The 12642-nt window shown below is 66.8% G+C and carries 15 protein-coding genes; 6 read left to right on the top strand and 9 right to left on the bottom strand.

Translation table 11 applies throughout. The annotated features are described in order from the left end of the window. The first annotated feature begins 4 nt into the window (after window positions 1-4). Complete coding sequence (locus tag FHY55_RS18485; protein WP_140015591.1) at window positions 5-943, top strand: 1-phosphofructokinase family hexose kinase; 939 nt, start codon at window positions 5-7, stop codon at window positions 941-943. A gap of 77 nt (window positions 944-1020) precedes the next feature. Here FHY55_RS18485 and FHY55_RS18480 read toward each other — a convergent pair whose 3' ends face one another. Both FHY55_RS18480 and FHY55_RS18475 read right to left on the bottom strand, forming a co-directional pair. Continuing rightward, the gene (locus FHY55_RS18480) at window positions 1021-1791 is read right to left on the bottom strand and encodes an SseB family protein (protein ID WP_140015590.1); all 771 of its coding nucleotides are present in this window, start codon (window positions 1789-1791) and stop codon (window positions 1021-1023) included. Then, on the bottom strand, window positions 1788-2375 hold the full coding sequence (locus FHY55_RS18475) for a uracil-DNA glycosylase family protein (RefSeq protein WP_140015589.1): 588 nt from the start codon (window positions 2373-2375) through the stop codon (window positions 1788-1790). Before FHY55_RS18475 ends, FHY55_RS18480 begins: the two co-directional genes overlap by 4 nt. Window positions 2376-2528: 153 nt before the next feature. On the opposite strand from FHY55_RS18475, the gene FHY55_RS18470 reads away from it, so the two are divergent. From FHY55_RS18470 to FHY55_RS18450, 5 genes are all read left to right on the top strand, one after another. Continuing rightward, a complete protein-coding gene (locus FHY55_RS18470) occupies window positions 2529-2867 on the top strand; it encodes a helix-turn-helix transcriptional regulator (protein WP_140015588.1) in 339 nt (112 codons plus the stop codon). Further along, entirely contained in the window at window positions 2860-3897 is a 1038-nt protein-coding gene (locus FHY55_RS18465) for a permease (protein WP_140016190.1), read from the top strand. Before FHY55_RS18470 ends, FHY55_RS18465 begins: the two co-directional genes overlap by 8 nt. A gap of 144 nt (window positions 3898-4041) precedes the next feature. Beyond that, on the top strand, window positions 4042-5289 hold the full coding sequence (locus FHY55_RS18460) for a Na+/H+ antiporter NhaA (protein WP_140015587.1): 1248 nt from the start codon (window positions 4042-4044) through the stop codon (window positions 5287-5289). Window positions 5290-5548: 259 nt separating this feature from the next. Then, a complete protein-coding gene (locus FHY55_RS18455) occupies window positions 5549-6208 on the top strand; it encodes an ABC transporter ATP-binding protein (protein ID WP_140015586.1) in 660 nt (219 codons plus the stop codon). A gap of 46 nt (window positions 6209-6254) precedes the next feature. Then, window positions 6255-8048, top strand: coding sequence for a capsule biosynthesis protein (locus tag FHY55_RS18450; RefSeq protein ID WP_371706986.1), 1794 nt, complete (start codon window positions 6255-6257; stop codon window positions 8046-8048). 259 nt (window positions 8049-8307) lie between these two features. Here FHY55_RS18450 and rnhA read toward each other — a convergent pair whose 3' ends face one another. The 7 genes from rnhA to FHY55_RS18415 are packed head-to-tail and all read right to left on the bottom strand — an operon-like array spanning window position 8308 to window position 12640. Further along, window positions 8308-8757: a ribonuclease HI gene (rnhA, locus tag FHY55_RS18445; protein ID WP_140015584.1), complete on the bottom strand. Its 450-nt coding sequence runs from the start codon at window positions 8755-8757 to the stop codon at window positions 8308-8310. A gap of 5 nt (window positions 8758-8762) precedes the next feature. Continuing rightward, window positions 8763-9410 (bottom strand): CDP-alcohol phosphatidyltransferase family protein, encoded by a 648-nt coding sequence (locus tag FHY55_RS18440; protein WP_254695367.1) that lies wholly within the window; start codon window positions 9408-9410, stop codon window positions 8763-8765. Continuing rightward, complete coding sequence (locus FHY55_RS18435) at window positions 9403-9771, bottom strand: hypothetical protein (protein ID WP_210410509.1); 369 nt, start codon at window positions 9769-9771, stop codon at window positions 9403-9405. Before FHY55_RS18435 ends, FHY55_RS18440 begins: the two co-directional genes overlap by 8 nt. After that, window positions 9771-10721, bottom strand: a complete 951-nt coding sequence (locus FHY55_RS18430) for a phosphatidate cytidylyltransferase (RefSeq protein WP_140015582.1) — start codon at window positions 10719-10721, stop codon at window positions 9771-9773. Before FHY55_RS18430 ends, FHY55_RS18435 begins: the two co-directional genes overlap by 1 nt. After that, window positions 10718-11413 (bottom strand): 1-acyl-sn-glycerol-3-phosphate acyltransferase, encoded by a 696-nt coding sequence (locus FHY55_RS18425; RefSeq protein ID WP_140015581.1) that lies wholly within the window; start codon window positions 11411-11413, stop codon window positions 10718-10720. Before FHY55_RS18425 ends, FHY55_RS18430 begins: the two co-directional genes overlap by 4 nt. A gap of 10 nt (window positions 11414-11423) precedes the next feature. Continuing rightward, the gene (locus FHY55_RS18420) at window positions 11424-12038 is read right to left on the bottom strand and encodes a class I SAM-dependent methyltransferase (protein WP_140015580.1); all 615 of its coding nucleotides are present in this window, start codon (window positions 12036-12038) and stop codon (window positions 11424-11426) included. Continuing rightward, window positions 12035-12640, bottom strand: coding sequence for a LysE family translocator (locus FHY55_RS18415; RefSeq protein WP_140015579.1), 606 nt, complete (start codon window positions 12638-12640; stop codon window positions 12035-12037). The genes FHY55_RS18420 and FHY55_RS18415 overlap by 4 nt, the downstream gene beginning before the upstream one ends. Window positions 12641-12642 lie beyond the last annotated feature (2 nt).

Raw genomic sequence — 12642 nt, 5'->3', positions numbered from 1 at the left:
GCCGATGCGCCCGATCCTGACCCTCACCCCCAACCCGGCGCTGGACCTCTCGGCGGGGACGGCTTTGGTGCGCCCGGGCGTGAAGCTGCGCTGCGGCCCAGCCACGGTGGAGCCGGGCGGTGGTGGTGTGAATGTGAGCCGGGCGGTGCACCAGCTTGGCGGCGCTTCGCGCTGTCTCGTCGCGCTGGGCGGGGCGACGGGGGCCACGCTGGAGGCCGCGCTGATCGCGCGCGGGCTGGATGTGCTGCGCGTCGAAGCGCCGGGCGACACTCGCCAGAGCCTCGCCGTGACCTGCGAAGAGACCGGCAATCAGTTTCGGTTTTCGCTGGCCAGCGCGGCGTGGTCAGAGACTGACTGCGCGGGGGTTCTCGACGCGGTGAAAGCGGCGGTTGAGCCCGGCGCGCTTGTCGTCCTCTCCGGCTCGCTGCCGCCGGGCATGGGGCCGGATTGGCTGAAGCCGCTCGCGGATGCGGTGGGCGCTGCCGGTGCGACACTTATCGCGGATACATCGGGCGAGCCCCTGAGCCGGCTGGCGCGAGAGGGCGGGGCCGATGTTTTGCGGATGGATCACGAGGAGGCGCGGATCTTGTCCGGCACGCTGCTGGCAGATGTGGCAGAGGTGCGGGCCTTTGCGGCGGCGCTGGCGAAAACGACGCCTCAGGTGATCGTGGCGATGGGGGCGGCCGGGTCGGTTATGGCCTGCGCCGACGGGAGCGCATGGCACGCCGCCGGAGCTGATGTGCCGGTGGCGAGCAAGGTTGGCGCAGGCGACAGCTTTGTTGGCGGGTTCACCCTTGCGTTGGCCTCGGGCAAAGCGCCGGAAGAGGCGCTTCAGGCTGGGATGGCGGCGGCCTCGGCTGCCGTGATGACGGCAGGGACCGAGTTGTGCCGATTGGAGGACTACGCGCGCGTGCTGCCGGCCTGCGTGCTGACCCGGCTCTGACCGGTCCGTCTCATCCGCCCTTCGAGGCGTTTTCGACCTCGCGATGGTGGGGCTGAGGCCGGGGCAGAGCCACCTAGCTATCGCAGCTTCGGCGGCTTGTCGGGGTTTGAGCCCGGTGGTTCTGGCACCCATGGCTCACGCTGCTCAGGCTCCGGCAGATCAAACCGCATGCCGTGCCGCGCCATCGCCTGTGCCAGAGGCGAGCCGTCCTCCAGAAAGGCCACGTCCAGCGCTTCGCTTTCCAGCCCGGAGAACTTGAGCGCCTCGTTCGCCGCGCCCGCCAGCGCGTGCTCTGCGCCCTCGCGGGCGTCGATGAAGGCCAGCAAGTGCCCCTCTGCGCCGGAGCGATAGCTGGCGCGCACCAGCAGCGCGGCTTTTGCCAAGCCAGCGCCGGTGGCCAGCTTGGCGTCCAGCGCCATCAGCAGCGCGCGGGGCAGGGCGGGGGCGTTCACCTCCACCGGGATCTCCTCGGCGGCCTCCGGCCCGTGGCCCAGCGTCTCGGCCAGCCAGTCGATCGCGGCGGCGGGCAAGACCATGGCCGAGGGGGCCTCAAGGTTTAGCCCCAGTCCGAGGTTCTGGCCCGCCATCATGGCCACCAGCCCGCGCCCGGACATGGCAGCAAAGGCGGCCTCGCCCTGGGTGAAGCCGACCAGCCGCTCTTCGCTGTCGAAGGCCAGCAGGATCTCGCCCTCGCCGGTCTCCACCGCGCGCGGGGTGATCACCTCGCCTTCCGGCTCGGCTTCCAGCAGCAGGAAGATCTGGCTGTCGGCGAGCCGGGCGTAAAAGGCCAGCCGCTCGGCCTCTCCGCCGGCTTCCATGGCCGCGTGGGCCTCGTCGAGCGTGGTCATAGTACCTCCTTCACCCTGTCGCGCAGCGCCGGAAGAAGCTCGGCGCTGAACCATGGGTTTGCCTTCAGCCACCCCGTATTGCGCCATGACGGGTGGGGCAAGGGGAAGCGGTCGGGCGCATGGTCGCGCCAGGCGGCAACGGTGCGGGTGACGCCCGCGCGCTTTGCCGCGCGGCCAAGGTGCCAGCCCTGCGCGTAGCCGCCGATCAGCAGGGTGAGCGGGGCCGGGCCGATGTGTTCGAGCGCGGCGTCGCGCCATGTGTCGGCGCAGATGGCGGGCGGGGGCAGGTCGCTGCCCTTGGCGTTGTAGCCGGGAAAGCAGAAGGCCATCGGCAGGATGGCAACGCGGGCGGTGTCATAAAAGGTGTCGCGGTCGAGGCCCAGCCAGTCGCGCAGCCGGTCGCCGGAGCGATCGTTGAAGGGCAGGCCGGTTTCATGCACGCGCATCCCCGGGGCCTGCCCGACGATGAGGATGCGGGCACCGGGGGCAAACCACGGCACCGGGCGCGGGGCATGGCGCGTGGCGGTGGCAGCAAAGCGGGGGGCGCAGAGGCGGCAGGCGCGGATGTCGTCGGGGAGGGCCATGGGGTGCAGTGTAGCGGGGGCGAAGAGAGGCCTGAAGGGGCTGGATGAGCCCACCCGGGCTGGCTCGTTCGCCCTTCGAGGCGTCCTCGCCCATGTTTCGATGGTTATCGAAATACCTTGCGCCGCGTGAGTCCGTTCGATATTTCTAGAATCATGAAAACGACTCACACAGATGATCTCTCCCTCGCCACCGCCGCCTCCACCTTCGCGGCGCTTGGCTCCGAGCAGCGCCTTGCCGTGCTGCGCAGCCTTGTGCGGGCCGGGCCGGGTGGGCTGCGCATTGGCGAGCTGGGCGAGCGTACCGGCGTTACCGGCTCCACGCTGACCCACCACATGAAGATCCTCACCGCCGCAGGGCTCGTGCGGCAGGAAAAGCAGGGCCGCAGCATCATATGCGCCGCCGTTGCCTACTCCGAAGTCCGCGCCCTCACCGATTTCCTCCTTGCCGAATGCTGCGCCGATGCGCCCGATGGAGACCATTCTCATGGCTGACCTCACCCAATCGCCCCGCCCCTCGCTCGGGGCCCTTTGGAAGCGCACACCCAAGGCGTGGCTGGCCTCTCTGCTGATTGTGCTGGCTGTGGCGCTGTTTGATACGCCGCAGGTGCTGCCAACGGTGCAATTTGCGCTGAATGCCCTGCTGCATACCGCGCCCTTCATCCTTTTTGCCGTTCTCGCCGTCGCGTGGCTCAAGGCCACCGGGGCCGAAAGCCTGCTGGCCCGCGCCTTTGAGGGCAACCAGAGCCGGATGATCGTGATGGCGGCCCTGCTCGGCGGGTTGTCGCCGTTCTGCTCCTGTGAGGTGATCCCCTTCATCGCCGCCTTGCTCGCCGTGGGTGCGCCGCTTGGCGCGGTCATGGCCTTTTGGCTGGCCTCGCCGTTGATGGACCCGGCGATGTTTTCGATCACCGCGGGCACGCTGGGGCTGGAATTTGCCTTGGCCAAGACGCTCGCCGCCGTTGGCTTGGGCTTGATGGGGGGCTACCTGACGATGGCCTTCGCCAAATCCCCCGTCTTTGCCGACCCGCTCCGCCCGAAGAAGACCTGCGGCTCTTGCTGCGGCAGCGACAAGCCGTTCGAGGGCAAGCCCGTCTGGCGGTTTTGGAACGAAGCCCCGCGCCGCGAGACCTTCCGTGAAACGGCGCTGGAAAATGGCCTGTTTCTCTTCAAATGGCTGCTGCTGGCCTATCTGCTGGAGAGCCTGATGCTCACCTATGTGCCCGCCGAGATGATCGGGGCGGTGCTGGGCGGCGAGGGGCTGGGGCCGATCCTGCTGGGCGCGCTTGTGGGGGCACCGGCTTACCTCAACGGGTATGCCGCCGTGCCCCTGATCGACGCGCTGCTGGCGCAGGGCATGAGCCAAGGCGCGGCGATGGCCTTCGTCATTGCCGGGGGCGTCTCCTGCATCCCCGCCGCCGTGGCCGTCTGGGCGCTGGTGAAGCCCCGGGTCTTTGCGGCCTACCTTGGCTTTGCCTTCGTTGGCGCGGTGTTGGCGGGGATGGCCTGGGGCGCCTTCGCCTGAGGCAAAGGGGCATGGCGTTGCCGTGCCGCGCCCGGCCCTGAGCCTGCCATGCGCGGCAGCGCACAGATGAGCGCCTGCCCGCCCGGTTGCCCCTCCTTTCCGATTTGCGTATCTGGGGGAAACGCTGCGGCAGAGGGGTGAGGCATGTATCGCGTCTGGAATTTCGTCACGAACTATTCGCTCTTGCTCATTGCGGGCGCGATCATCGCTCTGATCTGGGCCAATATTAACGCCGACAGCTACCACCACTTCGTGGAATTCGTGATCTGGGATCACGCGCCCATCGGCCATATGCACGATGGCCACCGCACGCTGACGCTGCACTACCTCGTCAATGATGTGCTCATGGCCTTCTTCTTTGCCATCGCGGCCAAGGAAGTTTGGGAGGCGGTGATCCTCGAAAACGGGAGCTTGCGCGGCAAGAAGGCGGCCACGCCGCTGATCGCCACCGTGGGCGGCATGGTTGGGCCGATCTCGGTTTACCTCGGTATCGCTTATTTTCTTGGTTCCGAGACCTATAGCGCCGTGGCCAACGGCTGGGCGATCCCGACGGCGACGGACATTGCGTTTTCCTACCTTGTGGGGCGCATGGTGTTTGGCGCGGGCCACCCGGCGGTGCGCTTCCTGCTGCTGCTCGCGATTGCAGATGATGCGGCGGGCCTCATCATCCTTGCCATCTTCTACCCCTCGGGCGAGCTGGCCCCGGAGTGGCTGCTGCTTTCGCTGGCCGCTGCCGTGGCGGTTTTCATCCTGTGCAACTGGCTGCCCCGCAAGCTCGACGCGGGCAATCAGGACCGGCCCAAATCCACCTGGATGGCCTCGACCCTCAGTGTTTGGCCCTATCTGCTTGCGGGCTGCGTCAGCTGGTATGGCTTTCAGGAGGCGGGCATTCACCCGGCCCTCGGCCTGCTGCCGATCGTGCCTACGCTGCCCCACGCCGACCGTGCCTTTGGTATCTTTTCGGAGGCCGAGCAGTATCTTTCGGACCTGCTCAACAAGGCCGAGCACATGCTGAAGCACCCGGTGGAGGTGATCCTGTTCTTCTTCGGCCTGCTGAACGCGGGCGTGGAGTTCAATGCCATTGGCGAGGCCACGTGGCTGGTGCTGGCGGGTCTGATCATCGGCAAGCCGGTGGGGATTTTCCTGATGGGCTGGATCGCCGCCTATCCGATGAAGCTGGGGCTGCCTGCGGGCATGCGCTCGATCGACCTTGTGGTGATCGGCTTCGTTGCGGCCATCGGCTTTACCGTGTCGCTCTTCGTGGCCTCCGTCGCCTTCCCCGGCGGGCCGGTGCAGGACGCCGCCAAGATGGGCGCACTCTTCAGCTTTGGTGCAGCGGTGCTGTCGCTGCTCGCGGGCAAGCTGACGCGGGTGGAAAAGCAGGAAGGCTGAGGGCGGCAAAGGCCCGGCAGCGCGCCTGCCGGGCTGCCTGCCTTGCCGGATAGGCTGACGGTTGTTTCAAAGGTGGCGTAAGTGCCGCCGGATTCGCCGGTTTGCCTCCCGCTGCGCCACAGTTGCGTCATAATCTGCCGCAGGGTCGTTGAAAACCTGACGTTAGGGGCGACATATTGCTGCCTAACTGCAAACCTATACCGATGTATTAACCAAACACCGGCTAAGGTGTAGAAACGAGCAGTGGCAAAGGCAACGGATGCTGGAATTCTCCAACGTCAGCAAGTCCTTCTGGACCGGGAAGCAGCGCAAGGTGATCCTTGATCGCGTGTCTTTTCGTGTCGAATTGGGCAATTCGCTTGGCATCCTCGCCCCCAACGGCACCGGCAAGACCACGCTGATCAACATGATGGCGGGGCTGGAAAAACCCGATGAGGGCGAGATTCGCCGGGGCTGCCGCATCTCCTTTCCGCTCGGGTTCATGGGGGGCGTCGTCAACCGGCACACCGGCACCGAGAACGCCCGCTATATCGCCCGGCTCTACGGGCTTGATCCCGATTATGTGGAGGCCTTCGGGCGCTGGCTCTGCGGGATCGAAGAATATTTTGACATGCCGGTCGGCACCTACAGCCAGGGGATGCGCGCGCGCTTTTGCTTTGCGCTGATGCTGGCGCTCGATTTTGATATGTATCTGATCGACGAGGGCATGCCCTCGACAACGGATGTTGAGTTTAACCGCCGTGCGGGGTCGATCCTGCGGGAGCGGCTGAAGGATACCACTGTTATCATCGTCTCCCACCAGCCCGGCACGCTTGAAAAGTTCTGCCGCTCGGCTGCGGTGCTGCGGGATGGGCAGTTCCACATGTTTGAAACGCTGGAAGAAGCAAAGAGGCTCTATGACTACCAAGCCCAAGGCTAGCAAATTCCGCATCCGGCGTGACGGCCCGTTGACTCCCGGCCAGGCCATGGCGGCCACTGAGGGCGCGACGGCGCGCAAGGTTGCCCCGCCACCGGTGGAGGAAAAGCCCGTGGCCGCTACCGCGCCCGCGCCTCAGGCGCAGCAGGAGCAGGCGAAGGGTGCCAAGGCCGAAGATGTCACCCTGCGCGAGCCCGGCAAGGCGAAGGATGAAGACGTGGCCATGATGGAGGCCGCCTCGCCCGAGATGCATGACGATGGCTTTGGCCCCGACATGATGCCAACCGCTGCCGCCGCCAAAAAGGGCAAGGCGGGCCAGACGCCTGCCCAGAGCGGCGAGGTTGCCTCTGCCCAATCCGCCCAGAGCGAACAGACCATTGCCGACATCCGCAAGGAGGGGCTGACCGGGCGCCAGTTGCGCATGGCCCGCCGGGTGGCGCAAAAGCACGGGCTGGCCCCGACCTCCGATTTCGACGCGGTCAAACAGCTGCGCGACCGGGGCATTGATCCGTTTCAGCGCTCCGCCATGCTGGAGCTGGTGCAGAACAACGCCAAGGCCCAAGGCCAGGGCAACGGCAACGGCGGTGGGGCCACCCCCAATCTGCCGCAGGTCGCACGCCAGCAGGGCCCCGGCACCTCCGTGGCCGTGCCGCAGGACGCGCCGGTGCCCGGCCCCGCGCTCAACACTGCCGAGCAGCGCGCCAACGAGATTGGCCGCATCCAGCAAGACATCACCCGCCGCCGCCGCCGCAAATCCTTGCTGCTCTTCACCCGGCTGGCTTTCTTTGTGCTGCTGCCTGCCTTCATCGCGGGCTGGTATTACTACGTGCTGGCCACGCCGCTCTATGCCACCAAGTCCGAGTTCCTGATTCAACAGGCCGAATCCGGCGCCGCTGCAGGCCTTGGCGGGCTGTTCCAGGGCACCACTCTTGCCACCCAGCAAGACAGCACGACGGTGCAAAGCTACCTTTCCTCCCGCGCCGCGATGAAGCGGCTGGACGCCGAGCATGGCTTCAAGATCCACTTCGAGCAGCCGTTCATCGACCCGATCCAGAGGCTGGAAAGCGGCGCAACCGACGAGGCCGCCTATCGGCTGTATCAGCGCAACGTGAAAATCGGCTACGACCCGTCCGAGGGCATCCTCAAGATGGAGGTCATCGCCGCCAGCCCCGAAAAGAGCCAGGAGTTCTCTGAGGCGCTTCTGGGATACGCCGAAGAGCAGATTGACCAGCTCACCCAGCGCCTGCGGGAAGACCAGATGAAGGGCGCGCGTGAAAGTTTCGACGAGGCCGAGGCGAAGGTGCTTGCCGCGCAAAAACGGGTGCTCGAACTGCAAGAGCAGCTTGGCGTGCTCGACCCGGTGAGCGAATCCGGCTCGCTGATGAGCCAGATCACCCAGTTTGAGCTGGAGCTGCGCCAGAAGGAGCTCGACCTTCAGCAGCAACTCTCCAACACCCGCCCCAATCAGGCCCGCGTCCGGGCGCTGGAAGGCGATATCTCACGGCTCAAGGCGCTTGTTGCAGAGTTGCGCTCCTCGATGACCCAGACGACCGATACCGGCGCGTCACTGGCCCGCATCACCGGTGAGCTGCGCATTGCCGAGGCCGATCTGGCCACCCGGCAGTTGCTGCTCCAGCAAGCCGCCGCCCAGCTTGAGACTGCCCGGATCGAGGCCAATCGGCAGGTGCGTTATCTTTCGCTCGGCGTTGCGCCGATTGCGCCCGACGAGGCCACCTATCCGCGTGCCTTCGAAAACACCGCCCTCGCGCTGCTGATCTTTGCCGGGATCTACCTGATGATCTCGCTCACCGCCTCGGTGCTGCGCGAACAGGTTGCGGGCTAACGCCTAAAGGGCGGCGCCTATTGTGCGCCGCCCGCTCGTCCGTCTGACACTATGCCATCGTCCCGCAGCAATGCGTCTTTCGGGGTGTCATGGCGCGGATGTTCCGGGTGCGGGAGCGGCCTGAAGGGGCGCTCTCGACAGGGTGCCATCTTGCAGGGCGCCGCACCGCCTGTTCACGGTGCTGCGGCAGCCATCCCATAACGCTGTCAAACTCTGTAAGGGTGCGCGGGCAGGCCTGCTTGCGGCCAGCCAAGACCGCCTATTTGAACGGCTTCATCCCGGCGCGCGCGAGTTCATCAGCGCGCTCGTTTTCGGGGTGCCCGGCGTGGCCTTTGACCCATTGCCACGTTACCCGATGCCGCCGATTGGCCTCATCGAGCCGCTGCCAGAGTTCCACGTTTTTCACCGGCTTCTTCGAGGCGGTCTTCCAGCCATTGCGCTTCCAGCCATGCACCCATCCGGTGACGCCGTTCTTCACATAGGCCGAGTCTGTCACCACGGTGATCTCGGTATCGCGCGAGAGCGATTCCAGCGCCGAAATGGCGGCCATCAACTCCATCCGGTTGTTGGTGGTCTGCGCCTCTCCGCCCGAGAGCTCGCGCTCCTTCACCACCGCGTCGCCCTCCTTGGCTTGCAGCAGCACGCCCCAGCCACCGGGGCCGGGATTTCCGGAGCAGGCTCCGTCGGTATAGGCATAAAGGTCTGGCATGGGCGCTATGTGCCCGGCTCGCGCGGCAGAGACAAGGCCCGGATCATGCGGATTGCCCGGCGCAGGGCGGTGAATGCGGTGCCGAGGGCGACGAGCCAGAGCACGGCGAAGAGCGCCCAGCCCGATCCCCAGATCAAAACCTCCACGGCGCCCGCCACGCAGCCCGCCGTCACCGCCGCCATCCGGTGCGGCTTGGCCATTGGCCCGCAAAAGTCGGCCGCCAGCCCTTCGGCCCGGCCCAGCTCGCGGATATAGGCTGTGCCCACCGCGAAGGCCCCCGCAAGGCAGCCAAGCCAGGGCAGCCCGCAGGCCAGCCCCAGCCCGGCCAGAATGAGCACATCCGCCACCCGGTCGGGTGCCTCGTTCCAGAACGGCCCCGTCGGCCCGCCCTTGCCGCCCTCCAGCGCCACCATCCCGTCGAGCAGGTTGGCCACGAGGCGGAGTTGGCAGAACAGCGCGGCTGCGAAGAGCAGTTGGGCTGCGATGAGCGGCCCGGCGGGGAGGCTGAGCCAGAAGCAGGCGAAGGCCAGCGCGGCAAAGAGCATGGAGCTGGCGGAAATCTGGTTGGGCGTCACACGGCTCGCCGCCAGCCGCCGTGCCGCGGCCTGCGCCCAGCCCGCCGAGCGGGCGGCGATGGGGCGGCGCTCAGCCACGGGACCAGAGCCTGTAGGTGTAGAGCATGGCATAGAGCGTCGCGACGGTGGTGGGCACGGCCAGCGTGGCCAGCACCTCGGGCGTGCCGGCGAGGCTGTGGATGGTGAAGAGCAGCACGAAGGAGATTGCGCAGCACACCAGCGGCGGCCCCACCAGCCCGGCCACCCCCGGCAGACGTGGCACCAGCGCCTCCTGCACCCGCTTCAGCCCATAGGTGATGGCCGCCGTCATCGCGCCCTGCACCAGCGCGGCCACCAGCGGCGCGGGCATCGGGTGGCCGCTGTTGGCATAAAACGCCCAGCCGCCCATCAGCGCGGCCCCTGCGGCGGTATGGGCCAATGACGAATCCGCCAGCCGCATCAGACCACCGACCAGTAGTAGCGCACCAGATGAAAGAAGATCGGCGCGGCAAAGACCACCGAATCCATCCGGTCGATGAAGCCGCCATGCCCTGCGATCAGGTGGCCCCAGTCCTTCACCCCTCGGTCGCGCTTCACCGCAGACAGCACGAGCCCGCCAAAGAAGCCCATGAGCGTGACGGCCAGCGCCATGCCCAGCGCCTGCCACGGGCTGAACGGGGTGATCCAGTAGAGCGCGGTGCCGATCAGCGAGGCCGAAACCACGCCGCCCACCAGCCCTTCCCATGTCTTGGAGGGCGAGACGGTGGGTGCCACTTTGGTGCGCCCCACCAGCTTGCCCCAAGTGTATTGCAGCACATCCGAGATTTGCACCACGATCACCAGCCAAGCGATCAGCAGCACCTCGCGCCCTTCGAAGCCCTCGATCCGCAGCGTCAACAGGGCGGGCACGTGGCTGACGCAATAGACGCAGATCATCAGCGCCCATTGGGTTTCTGCGATGCGGATGAACACGTCGCGGGTGTCACCATGCAGCACCGCGACGACCGGCAGCAGCAGGAAGGCGTAGACCGGCACGAAGATCGAGTAGAAGCCATACCACTCGTCCCACACGAGCCAGAATTGCACCGGCAGCACCACGAAGAACGCGCCGAACAGCGCCCAATGGTCGGCGGCGCGCTTGGTGGTCAGGGTCAGCACCTCGCGCAGCGCGGCAAAGGAGATCAGCGCGAAGAGCACGATCACCCCGGCCTTTCCGGCCAGAAAGGCGAGGCCGAGCAGGGCGGCCATGCCCCACCACGCGTCAATCCGCGCGTTCAGGTTTTCGATGCCCGAGTTGGAGCGATCCGGCGCAACCCGCTCGCGCAGCACCCGGCCTATGAAGGTGGCCACCACCAGCACGCCGAGCGTGGCGAACAGCAGCTTCAGCAGATCGGCGCTGGCGGCACTCATGCGCTGCCCTCCGGCGCTTCGCCCGATGTTATTTGCGGCCCGGCGGCGGGTTTCAGCGCCAGCATCGCCGCGCTTGCCCGCTCCAGGAACTCTTCCCGGCTCTCCCCGGCCCGCACCCGGATCGGCGCGCCAAAGCTGACGGTGCAGAGCAGCGGCACCGGAACCAGCTTGCCCTTGGGCAGCACGCGGTTGAGGTTTTCGATCCAGACCGGCACCATCTCAACCTCTTCGCGCTGCGACGAGATGTTGTAGATGCCCGATTTCAGCGGCAGCAGGGGCACGTCCGGGTCCATGTTGCGCTTGCCTTCGGGGAAGATGATGAGGCTGTCGCCCGCGTCCACCGCCTCCATGATCTTGTCCATCGGGTTCACATCGCGCCCCTCTTCGCCGCGATAGATCAGAACGGTGTTGAACACGTCACGCCCGATGAAGCTGCGCCAGCCATTCGTCAGCCAGTAGTCCGCCGCCGCCACCGCGCGGGTGCGGCGGCGCAGGCGCGAGGGCAGGGCCGTCCAGATCAGCACGAAATCTCCGTTGGAGGTGTGATTGGCGAAGTAAACGCGCTGCACCGGCACCGGCTCGCAGCCTTCCCAGATGCCGCGCACGGCGGTGACCAGCCACGCGAAAAACACGATCGCATGGCCCATGGTCTTGGCGGCAAAGGCGCGGGCGGCGGTGGTCAGCTTGTCCATGCCGGAGAGCCTAACCCGTTGTCGCGGCAACGGGAATAGCCTGCGCGAGCAGCACGATAAACTCCGATGCATCGCCCGAAAGCCCCTTGCCCCGCGACACCCGCCGCCCGGCGATCTCAAAGCCCGCGTCCGCCAGCAAGTGCTCCAGCTCGTCCTCGCTGTAATAGCTGTAGAACCGCCCGATGCTGTCCGGACCCTCACCCTCGCCCAGCTTCATCCCCAGATGCAGCCAGCCGCCGGGCTTCAGGGCGCGGTGCAGCCGGGCAAGATGCCCCGGCAACTCGCCTCGCGGGGCGTGCAACAGCGAGAAATTTGCCCACACCCCATCATACACTTCCGCCCCGCTGATCTCCTCAAAGCGGGCTTGCCGCGCCTGCACGCCGGGTTGAGCCGAGGCTCGCGCCACCATTCCGGCAGATCCATCCACCGCATCGACGGCAAAGCCCCGCGCCACCATCAGCGCCGCCGAAAAGCCGGGGCCGCAGCCGAGGTCCAGCACATGCGCCTCCTCGGGCAGCCGCGCCATGAAGGCATCAAGGTCGGGCCGCTCCTTCAGAGCCGCGCCCATCGCCACGTAATCCTCCACCCGCGCGTCATAGACGGCGAGGGTGTCTTCCGGCTTCATGCCCGCTCGAAGGCCAGGCGGAGCCCGAGGGCGGCAAAGCTTGCGGCAAAGGCACGGCGCAGCCAGGCCATTGCGCGCTCGGAAGCCAGCACCCGGGCGCGCATGGTGCCTGCAAGCGCCGCATAAAGCGCGAAGACGGCGAAGGTCATGGCGACGAAGGCGAGGCCAAGGCCCACAAGCTGCGCTGTGGCATCGGCGCCGGGGGTGATGAACTGCGGCAGGAAGGCCATGAAGAAGATCGGGATCTTCGGGTTCAGAATGTTCAGCGTGATGCCCCGCCGCACGATGCGTAGCGCCGCGCCGGGCGTTTCGGGCTTCACGTCCAGCGTGCCTGTGCCCTTGAGCGTGCCCCAAGCCATCCACAGCAGATAGGCCACCCCGGCCCATTTGATCGCCTGAAACAGCAGTGCCGAGCTATGCAGCACGGCGGCCAGCCCGGCCATCGCGGCGGCGAGGTGCACCACGGTGGCAAGCGTGCAGCCGATCACCGCCAAGCCCCCCGCTCGCCAGCCGCCGCCCAGCGTCATCGACAGGGTGTAGACAACACCGATGCCGGGCGCGAGGCAGACGAGAAAGGTGGTGAGGAGGAAGGCGAAGCTCATGG

The sequence above is a fragment of the Oceanicola sp. D3 genome, assembly GCF_006351965.1.
In the GTDB taxonomy this organism is placed as follows: Bacteria; Pseudomonadota; Alphaproteobacteria; order Rhodobacterales; family Rhodobacteraceae; genus Vannielia.
The sequence above is the reverse complement of the archived record's forward strand: the minus strand, read 5'-3'. Positions and strand labels throughout refer to the sequence as shown.